A 16,317-nucleotide genomic window follows, 5' to 3' on the forward strand; every position below is an offset into this window, starting at 1 on the left:
CCGGGATCTCTCAGTCCCCACCGGCAGGTGTGCGGGAGCCGTTTCGGCGGCGTAACAACAAGATGACTACGCGGAAACACCCCGGTCATAACGTCCAGGCCTAATCGATGAGGTCGGATGATCGGAGACTTGCGATGACGCTCGAGGCAGGACAAGCGGCTGTCGCCAACCGCGAAGGCAGTGGCGCGGTCGGCACGGTCGAGGCCCCGCGACGCGGGCGCTGGATCGATGTCTGGGATCCCGAGGACGCCACGTTCTGGGCCGGGAAGGGCCGCGCGGTCGCCCGCCGGAACCTCTGGCCGTCGATCTTCGCCGAGTTCCTCGGCTTCTCGGTGTGGCAGCTGTGGAGCATCGTCGTGGTGTCGATGCCGAAGGCCGGCTTCACGTACAGCACGGACCAGCTGTTCTGGCTGGTCGCGCTGCCGAGCCTGGTCGGCGCCACGCTGCGGCTGCCGTACACGTTCGCCGTGCCGCGGTTCGGCGGGCGGAACTGGACCACGTTCTCCGCGCTGCTGCTGCTGGTCCCGACCGCGGGGTTGTCGTACTTCATGACGCAGCCGGGCACGCCGTTCTGGCTGATGGCGCTGGTGGCGGCGACCGCCGGCGTCGGCGGCGGGAACTTCGCCAGCAGTATGACGAACATCTCGTTCTTCTATCCGGAGAAGGAGAAGGGTTTCGCGCTCGGGGTGAACGCGGCCGGCGGGAACCTCGGGGTCGCGGTCGTCCAGCTGCTGGTGCCGATCGTGATCGTCGCCGGGGCCGGCCTGACGCTGAACCGGTCCGGCCTGATGTGGCTGCCGCTGATCGTGCTGGCCGCGTTCTGGGCCTGGAAGGCGATGGCCAACCTGTCGGTCGCGAACTCGTCGTTCCGTACGTCGATCGCCGCGGCGAAGCGTCCGCACACCTGGGTGATCTCGTTCCTGTACATCGGCACGTTCGGGTCGTTCATCGGGTTCGGGGCGGCGTTCCCGCTGCTGATCAAGACCACGTTCGCGGGTGTGACGCCGGCGCACTACGCGTTCCTCGGCGCGCTGGTCGGGTCGGTCTCGCGGCCGTTCGGCGGCAAGCTGGCCGACCGGGTCGGCGGCGCGTGGGTCACCGTCTGCTCGTTCGTGGTGATGGGCCTCGGAATTGTTTCCGCGATCTTCTCGCTCAAGGCGGAGAGCTTTCCGGCGTTCCTCGCGAGTTTCCTGGTGCTGTTCGTGGCCAGCGGGATCGCGAACGGGTCGACGTACCGGATGATCCCGGCGGTGTTCCGGCTCACCACGGTGGGCGACCCGGGCCGGGCGCGGCGCGAGGCGGCGGCGTGCATCGGCATCGCGTCGGCGGTCGGCGCGTACGGCGGTTTCCTGGTGCCGCGCGGGTTCGCGATGTCGACGAGCCACTTCGGGTCGCTGATCCCGGCGCTCTACGTGTTCTGCGGGTTCTACGTCGTGTGCCTCGCGGTGACGTACTTCTGCTACCTGCGCAAGGGCGGTCCACTCAGCCAGGAGCAGGTATGACAGCAGTCCCCACCCACTGCCCGTACTGCGCTCTGCAGTGCGCCACCACGTTGCATCAGGTCTCGCGGCCGGGTGCCGTGGAGGTGCGACCGCGCGAGTTTCCTACCAACCGCGGCGGGCTGTGCCGCAAGGGCTGGACGGCTCCCGACGTACTCACGGTGCCGGACCGGCTCACCGTGCCGCTCGTCCGCAACGCCGCGGGCGAACTGGAGGAGACCAGCTGGGACGACGCACTGGACTTCGTGGCTGATCGGATCAAGGCGCTGCAGGCCGCGCACGGGCGGGACTCGGTGGCGGTGTTCGGCGGCGGTGGCCTGACCAACGAGAAGGCGTACGCGCTCGGGAAGTTCGCGCGGGTCGCGTTGCGGACGCCGAACGTCGACTACAACGGGCGGTTCTGTATGTCGTCCGCGGCGGCCGCGACGAACCGGGCGTTCGGGATCGACCGGGGGCTGCCGTTCCCGTTGGCGGATCTCGGCGGCGCGGACGCCGTACTCCTGGTCGGCAGCAACCTCGCGGAGACGATGCCGCCGGCGGTCGGGCATCTGCAGGGTGCGAGGGACGCGGGTGGACTTCTGGTCGTCGACCCGCGCCGCTCGGCCACCGCGAGCCTCACGGACGACGGCAACGGCCTGCACCTGCAGCCGACCCCCGGCACGGACCTGGCGCTGATCCTCGCGCTGACCCACGTAGTACTGCAGGAAAACCTTTCGGACAACGTATTCCTGGGCGAACGGGTCGACGACCCTGACCTGTTGGTCCGTTCGACCGCCTCGTGGTGGCCGGAGCGGGCGGAGCGGGTAACCGGTGTGCCGGCCGCCATGATCCGGCGGGCGGCTCGGGTGCTGGCAGCGGCTGCTCCGGTGCGGGGTGGCGCCGGGGCGTACATCTTGACGGGGCGTGGGGCCGAGCAGCACAGCAAGGGCACGGACACCGTCACCGCGTGTATCAACCTCGCGCTGGCGCTCGGTCTGCCCGGGCGGATCGGGAGCGGATACGGGTGTATCACCGGCCAGGGCAACGGGCAGGGTGGTCGCGAGCACGGGCAGAAGGCGGACCAGCTGCCCGGTTACCGCAGCATCGAGGACCCGGCAGCGCGTGCTTTTGTGGCGGGCGTCTGGGGTGTGGATGCGGACGAGTTGCCGCGGTCCGGGAAGAGTGCGGTCGAGTTGATCAACTCGCTCGGTACGGTGGGTGGTCCGAAGGCGTTGTTCGTGCATGGGAGCAACCTGCTGGTGTCGGCGCCGAATCTCGCCTCGGTCCGGGACCGCTTGTCCGCCCTGGAGTTGCTGGTGGTCGCCGACGTCGTGCCTTCGGAGACGGCTCTGCTGGCGGATGTCGTCCTTCCCGTGACGCAGTGGGCCGAAGAGGACGGGACGATGACGTCCCTGGAAGGGCGGGTACTGCGGCGGCGCGTCGCGGTGACTGCTCCGGGCGACGTACGGAGCGATCTCGCGGTGTTCGCGGGGATCGCCGAACGTCTCGGCGTACCGGGGTTCCCGACTGATCCGGCCGAGATGTTCGAGGAGTTGCGCCGGGCGAGCGCGGGCGGGAAGGCCGACTACTCGGGGATCACCTGGGAGCGGCTGGACGCGGGCGAGGAGTTGTTCTGGCCGGTGCCGGCCGAGGGGCATCCGGGGACGCCGCGGTTGTTCGCGGACGGGTTCGCGACGCCGGACGGGCGGGCGCACGTCGTACCGGTCGACCACCGGCCCGTTGCGGATGACCTTCAGGGAGAGGCACCGCTGTACCTGGTGACCGGGCGGCTGTTGCAGCACTACCAGAGTGGGGCGCAGACGCGGCGGGTGCCGGAGTTGGCGGAGGCCGAGCCGGAGGTGTTCGCGGAGGTTCACCCGCGGGTGGCGGCGCAGCTGGGGATCGGCGACGGGCGACCGGTGCGGCTGCGGACCGCGCGCGGGTCGATGGTGCTGCCGGTCCGGATCACGCCGGACGTCCGGCCTGACACCGTTTTCGTGCCGTTTCATTTCGGCGGTTCGGAGGCGGTCAACGAGCTCACGAACGACGCGCTCGACCCGGTGTCGCGGATGCCGGAGTTCAAGGCGTGCGCCGTACAGCTGACCGCGGCCGAGCTCGGCGCGACGGGGGTGCCGGCATGAGGGTGGTGATCATCGGCGGCGGGATGGCCGGGCGGCGGCTGGCCGAGTTGTTGCCGTCGTACGACGTGACCGTGCTCGGCGACGAGCCGTCGTACAACCGTTCGCGGCTGACGGAATACGTGGCCGGGCGCGCTGAAGTTGCTGTTGGCAACGAGGCCGTGGTGGCTGCGGTCGCGGTGGATCGGGGACGGCGGGTCGTCGTCGGGGCTGACGGCGCCGAGTATCCGTACGATCGGCTGGTGTTCGCGACCGGCGCGGTGCCGGTGGTGCCGGCCGGGGTCGAGGGCGGGCTGGTGTTGCGGTCCGTCGAGGACGCGCGGGCGCTGGTCACGGCGACGGGCATGGCACGGCGGGCCGTGGTGGTCGGTGGTGGGGTCCTGGGCGTGGAAACCGCGTGCGCGCTCCGCGAGCGTGGTGTTGCGGTCACCCTGGTGCATGACGGTGAAACCCTGCTCGACACGACGATCCGCCCGTCAGCTGGCCGGCGCCTGACGCGAGCGGTACGCCGACTCGGCGTGGAGGTCCTGCTCAACACTCAGCTCGCTCACACCCAGCTGAAGAGCGATCGTTTCCACGCCCTGCAGTTGCAGAACGGCAGCCAGGTTTACGGTGACCTTCTCGTGGTCGCCTGCGGCGTTCAGCCGCGCACCGAGCTGGCCACCGGGCTGACTGTGCGCACCGGAATCGTCGTAGACAACACTTTCACCAGCCCGGACGACCCCAACGTCCACGCGATCGGCGACTGCGCCGAGCTCCCGCACGGGATATCGGGCACGGTCGCGTCGGCATGGGAACACGCCGAACTCCTGGCAAGCCACCTGCACGCAGTATCAGCCGCTCCGGCTCACAACGGCCTGGAGGTTGTTCGGGTTACTGCTGGTGGGCTGGACGTTCTTGTGATGGGGGACAAGGACGCGTTGGGGGAGGTGGTGCGGCTCGAGGACGAAACCAGGTACGTGCGGGCCGTCCTGCGGGACGGGGTGGTGCGCGCTGCCGTGGCGGTGGGAGCCCCCGAGGTTGCGGCGGAGCTGGTGTTGCTGGCGGACCGGGGGACGCCCGTCGTCGCGGACGGGTTGCTTGGTACGCCCAACGAAGTACCGAAGAAGAAGGTGGCGACCGTGTGCAGGTGCAACGGCGTCACCCGGGTCGCGATCGAAGCGGCCTGGCGTGGGGGTGCCGACAGTGTCGCCGGCATCGCCGCCACGACGCGGGCGACGACCGGGTGCGGGACGTGCACCGGCGCCGTCGGCGAACTGCTCGACCGCTTCCGGCGCGGCGAGACCGAACCCGTCCCGAGCAGGAGGGCGACGATGGCAGAGCTGAACAAGGCCAAGCACGTGGTGGTGGTCGGCGGGGGTATGGTCGCCCACCGCCTGGTGGAGGCGCTCCGGCAGCGTGACACCGACGTCGATTACCGGATCACCGTCTACGCCGAGGAGCCGCGGCTCCCGTACGACCGGGTGGCGCTCACCAGCTACTTCTCCGGCCGCGACCCGCAGGACCTCTCGCTCGGCGAACCCGAACTGTGGGACGACCCGGCGGTGAACCTCCGCAAGGGCGTCACGATCACCGCGATCGACACGACCGCGAAGACCGTCACCACGGCCCGCGGCGAGCAGGTGGCGTACGACGAACTCGTCCTCGCGACCGGTTCGTCCGCGTTCGTGCCACCGGTCAAGAACAACGACGCCCAGGGCTGCTTCGTCTACCGGACGGTGGACGACGTGGCCGCGCTGCGGGTGTACGTGGAGCGGCTGAAGAGCGAAGGTCGCCAGGTCAGCGGTGTGGTCGTCGGCGGTGGTCTGCTCGGGCTGGAGGCGGCCGGTGCGCTCCGGGCGCTGGGGGCGGCGACGAAGGTGGTCGAGTTCGCGCCACGGCTGATGCCGTTGCAGGTCGACGAAGGCGGCGGCGCCGCGCTGTCTCGGTTGATCGAGGGGCTCGACGTCGACGTACTCACCGAAACCGCTTGCCAGCGGGTGAGACTCACCTCCCAGGGCGCGGCCCGCGCGATGGCCGTTGCCGACGGCCCTGATCTTCCGGCGGACGTGGTGGTGTTCGCCACCGGTGTGCGGCCGCGCGACGAGCTGGGACGCGCCGCCGGGCTGGAGATCGGGGAGCGTGGCGGCATCGTGGTCGACGATGCCTGCCGGACCTCGGTCGCCGGGGTGTGGGCGATCGGAGAAGTTGCCTGTATCAACGGCCGGGTCTGGGGACTGGTTGCCCCCGGCTACACGATGGCCGAGATCGTCGCCGACCGGCTGCTGGGCGGCGAGGCGACGTTCCCGGGCGCGGACACCTCGACGAAACTGAAGCTGCTCGGTGTCGACGTCGCGAGCTTCGGCGACGCTTTCGGTACGACGGACGGGGCGCTCGACATCGTGTACGCCGACCCGGTCGCCGGCGTCTACAAGAAGCTCGTGCTGTCCGACGACGCCCGTACGCTGCTCGGCGGCATCCTGGTCGGCGACGCGTCGGCGTACTCCGGGCTCCGCCCGATGGTCGGCCGCGAGCTCGGCGCCGACCCGGCCGCGTTCCTGCTCCCCGAAGGCGCCGCGCCGGTCCAGCTCGAGCTGCCCGACGACGCGCCGGTCTGCTCGTGCAACAACGTGTCCGCGGGCACGATCCGTTGCGCGGTGAAGGACGAGGGCTGCACCGACATCAAGTCCGTGTGCGGCCGGACCAGGGCCGGGACCTCGTGCGGATCCTGCCTGCCGATCGTCAAGAACCTCCTCAACACCGAGCTGACCAAGGCCGGCGTCGAGGTCAGCAAGGCGCTCTGTGAACACTTCGCGCTGTCCCGCGCTGAGCTGTTCGACGCCGTCCGGGTCACCGAGTTGCGGACGTTCAGCGAGATCGTGGAGCGGCACGGCACCGGTCGCGGCTGCGACATCTGCAAGCCCGTGGTCGCGTCGATCCTGGCGAGCATCGACCCGGCCGGGCACGTCCTCGACGGCGAGCGCGCGACGCTGCAGGACACCAACGACCACGTGATGGCGAACATGCAGAAGGACGGCACGTACTCCGTCGTCCCGCGCATCCCAGGCGGTGAGATCACGCCGGAGGGGCTGATCACGATCGGCGAGGTGGCGCGCGACTTCGGGCTGTACACGAAGATCACCGGCGGGCAGCGGGTCGACCTGTTCGGCGCCCGGATCGAGCAGCTGCCGGCGATCTGGAAACGCCTGGTGGACGCCGGCTTCGAGTCCGGGCACGCGTACGGCAAGGCGCTGCGGACCGTGAAGTCGTGCGTCGGTTCGACCTGGTGCCGGTACGGCGTCCAGGACTCGGTCGGGATGGCGATCGCGCTGGAGCTGCGGTACCGCGGGCTACGGTCGCCGCACAAGCTCAAGCTCGGCGTCTCCGGCTGTGCGCGGGAGTGCGCCGAGGCGCGCGGCAAGGACGTCGGCGTGATCGCGACCGAGAAGGGCTGGAACCTGTACGTCGGCGGCAACGGCGGGATGACGCCGCGGCACGCCGAGCTGCTCGCGTCCGACCTGAGCGACGAGGAGCTGTTCCAGGCGATCGACCGGTTCCTCATGTACTACATCCGCACCGGGGACCGGCTGCAGCGGACCTCGGTGTGGATGCGCGAGATCGGGCTCGACCAGGTGCGGGACGTCGTACTGAACGACAGCCTCGGCATCGCCGCCGACCTGGACGCCGCGATGGCGCGGCACGTCGGCTCGTACGTCGACGAGTGGCGCGCGACACTGGACGACCCGGACAAGCTCGCCCGGTTCGTGTCGTTCGTGAACGCTCCGGACCAGCCCGACGCCGACCTGCGGTATGTCGTCGAGCGCAACCAGCCGCGTCCGGCCACCCCGGCCGAACGCGGGCAGCTCGAGCCGGTGCTGCTGGCCGGCCCCCGATTGGAGGTCCGCCCGTGAACGTCTGTGCCTTCGACGTACTGTTGCCGGAGCGGGGCGTCGCCGCGTTGCTCGGCGACGTACAGATCGCGCTCTTCCGCACCCACGACGGGGAGGTGTTTGCCATCGGCAACCAGGACCCGTTCAGCGGGGCGAACGTGATGTCGCGGGGCATCGTCGGCAGCCGCGGCGACGTACCTACGGTGGCGTCGCCGATGTTCAAGCAGGTCTTCGATCTGCGCACCGGGGCGTGCCTGGACGATCCGGCGGTGTCGTTGCCGGTCTATCCGGTGACGATCCGCGACGGCCAGGTTGTGGTGGGTGCTGGTGACGGTGCCGGTGACTAGGAGCGGTCCGCTCAGCGGGTGCACGATCGCGGTCTCCGCGCACCGGCGCGCGGAGGACCTGATCGCGTCGTTCGAGCGGCGCGGGGCGAAGGTGCTGCACGCGCCGACGCTGCAGATCGTGCCGGTCGCCGACGACCACGCGCTGCTCGAGGCGACCCGGCGGGTGATCGCGAACCCGCCGGACGACGTGGTGGTGACGACGGCCGTCGGGTTCCGCGGATGGGTGGAGGCGGCCGATACCGCCGGACTCGCGGCGGAGCTGCTCAGCACGCTCGAGCAGGCGCGGATCCTGGCCCGCGGCCCGAAGGCGCGCGGCGCGATCCGGGCGGCCGGGCTGGTCGAGCACTGGTCGGCGCGGTCCGAGACGACGGCCGAGGTCGTCGACTGGCTCCGGGCACAGGGCGTCGGCGGGCGGAAGATCGTCGTACAGCTGCACGGGCTGTCGGATCCCGCGCTGCAGGAGGCGTTGCGGGCGGCGGGCGCGTCCGTACGTGGGCTGGAGGTCTACCGGTGGGGCCCGGCGCCTGATCCGGTGGCCGTCGAGCGGATGATCTCGCAGGTGTGCGGCGGGACCGTCGACGCCGTCGTACACACGTCGGCGCCCGGTGCGCAGGCGATGCTCGACGCGGCGGCGCTCAGCGGGCAGTACGACGAACTGGTGGCGGCGTTGCGGACCGGGCGGGTGCTGAACGCGTGCGTCGGTCCGGTGACAGCGGGCCCGTTCGTGGCGTTGGGGCTGGAGCCGTTGGTGCCGGACCGTTTCCGGTTGGGGGCGCTGATCCGGATCGTCACCGACCGGCTCACCGACGACAACGCGCGCTCGATCGAGACGGAGTTCGGGCAGCTGGTGATCCGCGGCGGTGCGGCGGTGCTGGACGGCGTCGTACTGCCGTTGGGTCCTGGGCCGCGGGCCGTGCTGGCCGCGTTGGTGGCAGCCGGCGGCGACGTGGTGTCGCGGCCGGAGCTGCTGGCGGTGCTGCCGGGGGCGGAGGACGTGCACGCGGTGGAGGTGACGGTGAACCGCCTCCGGACCGCGATAGGTCGCCCTGAGCTGGTCCGCACAGTGGTACGCCGCGGATATCGCCTGGCTGTCGAACCGGCAGGAGTTCCGACATGACCGACCTTGTCGCGGTCGCACACGGAACGGCTGATCCTGCTGGGATCGCGGTTGTCCACGAGATCGTCCGCCAGTTGGCGCGGCAACGCCCGGACCTCCCGGTCTCGCTGGGCTTCGTCGACCTCCTCACCCCGGCTCTCCCGTCCCTGGTCCGCCGCGTCACCACGGACGCGGCCGGGGCCGTCGTCGTACCTCTCCTCCTCAGCTCGGGCTACCACGTGTACGTCGACGTAGCCGCCGAAGCCCGCCGCTACCCGGGCCGCGTCCACGCCGCGGCCGCCCTCGGCCCCGACCCGGTTCTGGCCGACATCCTCGCCGACCGCCTCGGCGACCTCTCGCGTGTCGACCAGGTCGTACTGGCCGCGGCCGGCTCCTCCGACCCGCGGGCCCTCGCCGACTGCGAAACCACCGCCGCCCTGCTCGCGCAGCGGGTCGACCGCCCGGTCCACATCGGGTACGTCTCCGGCGCGGGCGACCGCCTCCCGGCCGTGCTCGCCCGTACCCCCGGCCGCCTCGCGATCGCGACGTACCTCCTGGCGCCCGGCTTCTTCAACACCCTCGTCCACCGCCACGCCGGTCCTCATCCCGTCACCCCGCCCCTCGCCCCGGACCCGCGCCTGGCCACCCTCGCCCTCCGCCGGTACGACGAAGCCGTAGCAGCCGTCGGACCTGTGCGGCGCGGGGACTGCGTCAGGGTGTGACGGTGCTTGCCTGCCGGGCGGCGAGGGAGCATCGTGGAGAGGTGAACGGGAGACAGAAGTGGGACGAGCTGAGCCCCGGGAAGCAGCGCCTGATCGTGGTCGGGGCGGTGACCGAGACCGTGCTGAAGGCCGTAGCCCTGGCAGACCTGGCCCGCCGCCCCTCCGCCCAGGTACGAGGACCGAAGCCCCTGTGGGCGGTGTTTCTCACTGTGTTCAACTCGGTCGGCGCGGCCCCAATCGCCTACTGGCTCTTCGGCCGCCGCAAGGCTGACTAGCAGTTTTGGGGGGACCATGCCCGAAGCAGCGCACACGGTCCGGATCGGCCGGCCGCCGGCCGTGGTGTTCGCGTACTTCGCGGACGGCGAGAACGACCCGCAATGGCGCCCCCTGGTCAAGGAGATCAGCCGCAACGGCCCGATCGGCCCGGGCATGACGTACCGGCAACGCATCGCCGGCCCGGGCGGCCGGTCGATCCCGTCGGACTACCGCGTGACGGCGTACGAACCCGACACCCACCTGGCGTTCGAGGTGACCGCCGGGCCGGTGCGCCCGACCGGCGACTACCGCTTCGCACCGGTGGACGAAGGAACCGAGGTAACCCTCAAACTCACCGCGGAACTGTCCGGCCTGAAGAAGCTCCTGATGGCGAAGCCCGTCCAGCAGTCCATGAACTCTGAAGTAGCCGCCCTCGACCGCGCAAAACAAGTCCTGGAGAGCTAGAGCCCTGCCTGCTCCGCCAGAGCACTAGTCTGCGCAGGTGGGGATCTACGACGCCTGGGCTGCAGAGCTCGATCGGTCGTTCACGGAGATCGGTGAGATCGCCGCTGATGCCCGCACGTTCGATCGGCTGCGACTGAACCGGATCGCGGACAGCTGGGACAACAGCATCTACTCCTTCGTCCGCGCGGCCTGCGCTCGGCGGCCCTGGGTTCGGACGGCGATCGCCCGTGACGGTACGGCGTACCGCGACTGGCGGTCGGACCCGGCAGAGCTGGAGCCGCTGACGCCGGACCTGGCAGCCGAGCTGGACGCCCACTTCGACCTGCCCCAGGCCGAAGTCTCCGAGTTGACGATCGAGCGCTCGCGAGGACGGCTGGAGTGCCGGATGTCGATCGTCGCGGAGCGGACCGAGATCTCGTACATCCTGCCCGACATCCGCGTCGTGTGTTCCGGGGTCGAGACGATGCGGTTCGATGGCATGGACCGCCACGGGTTCGAGGTTCTCGGGGAGCATGGTGTCTCCGTCGGAGCGGCTGGGCACGTCGTTGCCTCGGAGATCACGTTCTCGGTCGGCCATCACAGCTGGCGGGCGGTCGGCAACCATTCGCCGGAGCCGGTCGGCCGGGCGCGGCAGTCGCGCCCGAGGATTCGCGGTACGGCGCTCGAGGCCGCGGAACTGTTGCGTGCCGCGTTGCTCCTGACTCGTGGGGTGTGGGGGCTCCAGTTGACGCACGTGATCCCGGTGCGCTCGTTCGGCCGGGTGTTCTCGAATGCGGGCACCGACATTCTCGCCGCCGGGTCCGCAGTACGCCGGGAGGACGCCTTCCGGCGGCTCGTCGAGCGGTGGCGTACGGCGGGCGGCGCCGAGTTGGCGCGGTGGTTCGACGACCCGATGGCCTTGGCGTTCCCGAAACCGGAAGGGGAGCCTGCGCCGGCTGCCGAGCTCATGATCGCCGGCTTCGCAGTACATCCGGCGCCATCGACCGCCACGCTTGTCTACGCCTCGCCGGGTGAGCCGTGGACGCTCCGCCGGGTTGCTGTCGAGGACCCGTCGCAGTTCACCGTCGACCGCGGCGCGTTCGACTGCCCGCGGGCCGACGCCGAGCGTGCGGGGTTGGTGCGGCTCGAGCGGTAGCTCAGGCCTTGTGGTTGCGGAGGGCGTTCAGGTCGGCGTGGCAGCGGGATTCGACCTCGGCGAGGTCTTGGAGGGTTTCTTCGATGTCGCGGCGGCGTTGTTCGAGTTCCTGGCGGCGGTGCGTGATCTGGTCGAGGAGGTAGACGAGCTGGCCTTCCTCGCCGGGTTCGGCGTCGTACATGTCGACGATCTTGGCGATCTCGTCGAGGGAGAAGCCGAGGCGTTTGCCGCGCAGGATCAGGGCCAGGCGGATGCGGTCGCGGGGGTGGTAGACGCGGGTGGTGCCGCGGCGTTCGGGGGTGAGCAGGCCGCGGTCCTCGTAGAACCGGATCGTGCGCAGGGTGACGTCGTACTCGGCGGCGAGTTCGGCGATCGACCAGGTCTCGGGCACCCGGCTGTTGTGCATGCTGCCTAGCGTGCTTTACGTTTACGTAAGCGTCAAGCGTGAAGGGGTGCGGCATGTTCGAGTTGTCCGCGGAGCATCAGGAGTTCCGCCGTAGCGTTCGCGACTTCGCGGAGGCGGAGATCGCGCCGCACGCCGCGGAGTGGGACCGGAAGCACTACTTCCCGGTGGAGGTCGTCCAGAAGATGGGGCGGCTCGGGCTGTTCGGGCTGACAGCGCCGGAGGAGTACGGCGGTGCCGGCGGCGACTTCACCAGCCTGTGCGTGGCGATCGAGGAGATCTCCCGGGTCGACCAGTCGATGGGGATCACGCTGGAGGCCGCGGTCGGGCTCGGGATCAACCCGATCCTGACGTTCGGCACCGACGAGCAGAAGGCCACCTGGCTGCCGGACCTGGTCGCGGGCACCAGGCTGGCCGGGTTCGGGCTGACGGAGCCGGAGTCCGGGTCGGACGCCGGCGCCACCAAGACCCGCGCCGTACTCGACAACGGCGAGTGGGTGATCGACGGCTCCAAGCAGTTCATCACCAACTCCGGCTCCTCGATCACCTCCTGCGTGACGGTCACGGCGCGCACCGGTGAGCGCGCGGACGGCAAGCCGGAGATCTCCACGATCATCGTCCCGAGCGGTACGCCGGGCTTCACCGCGGAGGCGGCGTACGACAAGCTCGGCTGGCACGCCTCCGACACGCATCCGCTGTCCTTCGTGAACTGCCGGGTCCCCGAGGCGAACCTGCTCGGTCAGCGCGGCAAGGGGTTCGGCCAGTTCCTCGCGACGCTCGACGACGGGCGGGTGGCGATCGGCGCGGTCGCCCTCGGCTGTATCCGGGCCTGCCTGGAGATGTCCACGCAGTACGCCGGTGAGCGGCAGACGTTCGGCGTACCGATCGGCCGCAAGCAGGGTGTCGCGTTCCAGATCGCCGACCTCAAGGTGATGGCCGACGCCGCGGAGCTGCTGGTCTACCGGGCGGCCGCGCTGAAGGACGCCGGTGCGCCGATGCAGGAGTTCAAGCAGGCTGCCGCGGTCGCCAAGCTGTACGCGACCGAGTCCGCCGTGACCGCGACCCGGATCGCCACGCAGGTCTTCGGGGGCTACGGCTTCATGGAGGAGTACCCGGTCACCCGGTTCTACCGCGACGCGAAGATCCTGGAGATCGGCGAGGGTACGTCGGAAGTCCAGCGGATGCTGATCGCCCGGGGCCTCGGCCTCCCGGTGGAATGATGGCTGCATGACCCACGATCACTGGACCGAGGTCAAGGTCGCCCGCGAGGCCACGCTCGCCCCGCCGGAGAAGGCCAAGGCGAAGTTGGACAGCCAGAACAAGCTGTACGTGCGCGACCGGATCGCGCTGCTCGTCGACGAGGGCAGCTTCGTCGAGGACGCGCAGCTCGCGAACGCGCTGAACCCCGGCCTGCCCGCCGACGGCGTGGTCACCGGCCGCGCGCTCGTCGACGGCCGGCCGGCGCTGCTGGTGGCCAACGACCCGACCGTGAAGGCCGGATCGTGGGGCGCCCGGACGGTCGAGAAGATCGTCCGGGTCACCGAGGTCGCGCTCCGCGACGAGCTGCCGATCTTCTGGCTGATCGACTCGGCCGGTGCCCGGATCACCGACCAGGTCGAACTGTTCCCGGGTCGCCGCGGCGCCGGGCGGATCTTCCACAACCAGGTCGCGCTGTCCGGCAAGGTCCCGCAGATCTGCTGCCTGTTCGGACCGTCCGCGGCCGGTGGCGCGTACATCCCGGCGTTCTGCGACATCGTGATCATGGTCGACGGCAACGCGTCGATGTACCTGGGCTCGCCGCGGATGGCCGAGATGGTGGTCGGCGAGAAGGTCACGCTGGAGGAGATGGGCGGCGCCCGGATGCACACCAGCGTCTCCGGCTGCGGCGACCTGCTCGCGTCCGACGACACCGAGGCGATCGAGCTCGCGAAGCAGTACTTCTCGTACCTGCCGGGCTCGTGGCGTTCGCGGCCACCGTCGTACGACGCCTCGGAGGCGGGCCGCGACTTCACCCGGGACCTGGTCCCGGCCGAGGAGAGCGTCGGGTTCGACATCCACGACGTGATCGACGCGGTCCTGGACGCGGACACGTTCTTCGAGATCAAGCCGGCGTACGCGCCGGAGTTGGTGGTCGGCTTCGGGCTGCTCGCCGGGCAGGTGGTCGGGATCGTCGCGAACCAGCCGGCGGTGAAGGGCGGCGTACTGTTCGTCGACTCCGCCGACAAGGCCGCGCGGTTCATCTGGTTGTGCGACGCGTTCAACGTGCCGCTGGTGTACCTGTGCGACGTGCCGGGGTTCATGATCGGCAGCGAGGTGGAGCGCGCCGGGATCATCCGGCACGGCGCGAAGATGATCACCGCGGTGTCCGAGGCGACCGTGCCGACGGTGTCGGTGATCGTCCGCAAGGCGTACGGCGCCGGACTGTACGCGATGTGCGGGCCCGGGTTCTCGCCGGACGCGTGCGTCGCGCTGCCGACCGCGAAGATCGCGGTGATGGGGCCGGAGGCGGCGATCAACGCCGTGTACTACAACAAGATCCAGGAGATCGCGGACGAGGGCGAGCGGGTCGAGTACGTCGCGAAGCTCCGCGAGGAGTACGAGACCGACATCGACATCCTGCGGCTGGCCGCGGATCTGGTGATCGACGCGATCGTCGAGCCGGAGAACCTGCGCGCCGACCTGATCGCCCGGCTGGCCGCGGCGCAGTCCAAGGACCGGACGTTTTCACACCGCCGGCACGGGGTCCCGCCGGTCTAGATAGTGTCCGGACCCATGAGTGCAAACGATTTCGCGTTGAAGGTCCGGGCTCGTGAGCAACTGGTGGGGTACTGGATCACGTTGGACTCGCCGGCGGCCGCCGAGCGGATCGGGCGGCTCGGGTACGACTACGTGGTGCTCGACGCGCAGCACGGGCTGATCGGGTACCAGGGCCTGGTGAACGGGCTGCTCGCGATCGACGCGGGGTCGTCGATCGGCCCGCGGCCGTCGGTCGGCCTGGTCCGGGTCGAGGCGAACGACCCGACGCCGATCGGTCGGGCGCTGGACGCCGGCGCGAGCGGGGTGATCGTGCCGCTGGTCGACGGCGCGGAGGACGTGGCGCGCGCGGTCCGGGCGGCGAAGTACCCGCCGGTGGGCGTGCGGTCGTTCGGGCCGATGCGGGCGGCGCTGCGGATCGGCCCGGTGCCGGCCGAGAGCAACGACGCGACCGTCGTACTGGCGATGATCGAGACGCCGCTCGGGCTGCAGAACGTCGCGGAGATCTGCGCGACGCCGGGTCTGGACGGGGTGTACGTCGGCCCGTCGGACCTGAGCCTCGCCCTGGGCGCGCGGTTCCCGGGCGACCCCGACGTCGACGGGCCGTTCGAGGAGGCGCTCGAGCTGATCGCGCGGACCGCACGTGAGGCGGGGATCGCGGCCGGCATCCACACGTTCGACGGCGAGTCCGCGAGGCTCCGCCTGGCCCAGGGCTACACCTTCGCCACGGTCTCGTCCGACCTCAGCCACCTGGAGGCGATCGCGGCGGCCCACCTGGAGACAGCTCGGTCGTAGGCGGACCTGCAGCACTCACCAACTCCGCGCATTCCGGGCGGCTCGCGCTCGGTGGAGGGCCGGGCGCGCTCGCCGGCGGAGGTTAGTGAGTGGTGCGGGTCCGGAACACCTCGGTGCGGTCTGGGGTTAAGTTCAGACAGAGCAGATCGAGGAGGCCGGGATGAGGGCACCCGAGCGCGGCGCGTTGCCGCTGGGGCTGGCGGCGACGCTGGGGCGCGAGTACCGGCGGCTGACGGAGACCGTGCAGGGGTTGAACGATGCGGACTTCGCGCGTGAGACGCGCTGCCCGGGGATGCCCGTCGGTCCACTGCTGGTCCACCTGCTGTACGACGCCGAGCGTGCGCTGATCGCGTTCGCCAGCCCGGCCGCCGTCGAGCCGGACCGCGACTTCGTCACGTACTGGAAGGATGTGCCACCGCAGGGCGGCACCACCTTCGTGCGGACGGTCGCGTCGGCGTACCGGAAACCGGCCCAGCTCGTGCAGCACTGGCGCGAGGTGTCCGAGGCGGCGGCGCGCGCGGCCGCGGCCGGGCTGGCCTCCGGGAACCGTCGGGTCGAGACCCAGGGGCACGTGCTGCGGGCGAAGGACTTCGTCGCCACCTTGGTGCTGGAGGCAACGGTTCATCATCTCGACCTGACCGTCGGCCTGCCGGATGCGCCGGAGCCGGATCCCGAGGCCCTGCAGGTCACCGCGCGGACGCTGGACGGACTGTTCGGCCCGGAGGCGTGGGACGTGATCGCCTGGGACACCACGACGTACATCCTGAAGGCGACCGGGCGGGTCCCGCTCGACGAGTCCGACCTCGACATGCTCGGCCCGCACGCGAGCCGGCTGCCGCTGCTCGGCTAGGGCATGTCTG

14 protein-coding genes are annotated in these 16,317 nt (G+C 70.5%); 13 read left to right on the forward strand and 1 reads right to left on the reverse strand.

Annotation, left to right across the window (positions count from 1 at the left end; genetic code table 11):
• The first annotated feature begins 134 nt into the window (after window positions 1-134).
• The 9 genes from AB0M51_RS38830 to AB0M51_RS38870 are packed head-to-tail and all read left to right on the forward strand — an operon-like array spanning window position 135 to window position 11,505.
• Window positions 135-1,502 carry an MFS transporter gene (locus tag AB0M51_RS38830; RefSeq protein ID WP_344199148.1) on the forward strand — a complete coding sequence of 456 codons (1,368 nt, stop codon included), beginning with the start codon at window positions 135-137 and terminating at the stop codon, window positions 1,500-1,502.
• Window positions 1,499-3,619, forward strand: a complete 2,121-nt coding sequence (locus tag AB0M51_RS38835) for a molybdopterin oxidoreductase family protein (RefSeq protein WP_344199145.1) — start codon at window positions 1,499-1,501, stop codon at window positions 3,617-3,619. The genes AB0M51_RS38830 and AB0M51_RS38835 overlap by 4 nt, the downstream gene beginning before the upstream one ends.
• A complete protein-coding gene (nirB, locus tag AB0M51_RS38840) occupies window positions 3,616-7,506 on the forward strand; it encodes a nitrite reductase large subunit NirB (protein ID WP_344199142.1) in 3,891 nt (1,296 codons plus the stop codon). Before AB0M51_RS38835 ends, nirB begins: the two co-directional genes overlap by 4 nt.
• Window positions 7,503-7,832 (forward strand): nitrite reductase small subunit NirD, encoded by a 330-nt coding sequence (gene nirD / locus AB0M51_RS38845; RefSeq protein WP_344199139.1) that lies wholly within the window; start codon window positions 7,503-7,505, stop codon window positions 7,830-7,832. Before nirB ends, nirD begins: the two co-directional genes overlap by 4 nt.
• Entirely contained in the window at window positions 7,813-8,949 is a 1,137-nt protein-coding gene (locus AB0M51_RS38850; protein WP_344199137.1) for a uroporphyrinogen-III synthase, read from the forward strand. Before nirD ends, AB0M51_RS38850 begins: the two co-directional genes overlap by 20 nt.
• Window positions 8,946-9,650 (forward strand): CbiX/SirB N-terminal domain-containing protein, encoded by a 705-nt coding sequence (locus AB0M51_RS38855; RefSeq protein ID WP_344199135.1) that lies wholly within the window; start codon window positions 8,946-8,948, stop codon window positions 9,648-9,650. Before AB0M51_RS38850 ends, AB0M51_RS38855 begins: the two co-directional genes overlap by 4 nt.
• A gap of 41 nt (window positions 9,651-9,691) precedes the next feature.
• Window positions 9,692-9,925, forward strand: a complete 234-nt coding sequence (locus AB0M51_RS38860) for a PLD nuclease N-terminal domain-containing protein (RefSeq protein WP_344199132.1) — start codon at window positions 9,692-9,694, stop codon at window positions 9,923-9,925.
• A gap of 16 nt (window positions 9,926-9,941) precedes the next feature.
• On the forward strand, window positions 9,942-10,370 hold the full coding sequence (locus AB0M51_RS38865) for an SRPBCC family protein (protein WP_344199130.1): 429 nt from the start codon (window positions 9,942-9,944) through the stop codon (window positions 10,368-10,370).
• Between the two features lie 37 nt (window positions 10,371-10,407).
• Window positions 10,408-11,505, forward strand: coding sequence for a hypothetical protein (locus AB0M51_RS38870; protein ID WP_344199127.1), 1,098 nt, complete (start codon window positions 10,408-10,410; stop codon window positions 11,503-11,505).
• Window position 11,506: 1 nt separating this feature from the next.
• Here the strand turns inward: AB0M51_RS38870 and AB0M51_RS38875 are convergent, their stop codons facing one another.
• Entirely contained in the window at window positions 11,507-11,911 is a 405-nt protein-coding gene (locus AB0M51_RS38875) for a MerR family DNA-binding transcriptional regulator (RefSeq protein WP_344199125.1), read from the reverse strand.
• A 53-nt stretch (window positions 11,912-11,964) separates the two neighbouring features.
• On the opposite strand from AB0M51_RS38875, the gene AB0M51_RS38880 reads away from it, so the two are divergent.
• From AB0M51_RS38880 to AB0M51_RS38895, 4 genes are all read left to right on the forward strand, one after another.
• Window positions 11,965-13,128 (forward strand): acyl-CoA dehydrogenase family protein, encoded by a 1,164-nt coding sequence (locus tag AB0M51_RS38880; RefSeq protein WP_344199123.1) that lies wholly within the window; start codon window positions 11,965-11,967, stop codon window positions 13,126-13,128.
• Window positions 13,129-13,135: 7 nt separating this feature from the next.
• A complete protein-coding gene (locus AB0M51_RS38885) occupies window positions 13,136-14,665 on the forward strand; it encodes an acyl-CoA carboxylase subunit beta (RefSeq protein ID WP_344199121.1) in 1,530 nt (509 codons plus the stop codon).
• Between the two features lie 15 nt (window positions 14,666-14,680).
• Window positions 14,681-15,457, forward strand: coding sequence for an aldolase/citrate lyase family protein (locus AB0M51_RS38890; RefSeq protein ID WP_363753620.1), 777 nt, complete (start codon window positions 14,681-14,683; stop codon window positions 15,455-15,457).
• Between the two features lie 160 nt (window positions 15,458-15,617).
• On the forward strand, window positions 15,618-16,307 hold the full coding sequence (locus tag AB0M51_RS38895) for a maleylpyruvate isomerase family mycothiol-dependent enzyme (protein ID WP_363753623.1): 690 nt from the start codon (window positions 15,618-15,620) through the stop codon (window positions 16,305-16,307).
• Window positions 16,308-16,317 lie beyond the last annotated feature (10 nt).

This window comes from Kribbella sp. NPDC051137 (genome assembly GCF_040682535.1).
Taxonomy (GTDB): Bacteria; Actinomycetota; Actinomycetes; order Propionibacteriales; family Kribbellaceae; genus Kribbella; species Kribbella karoonensis.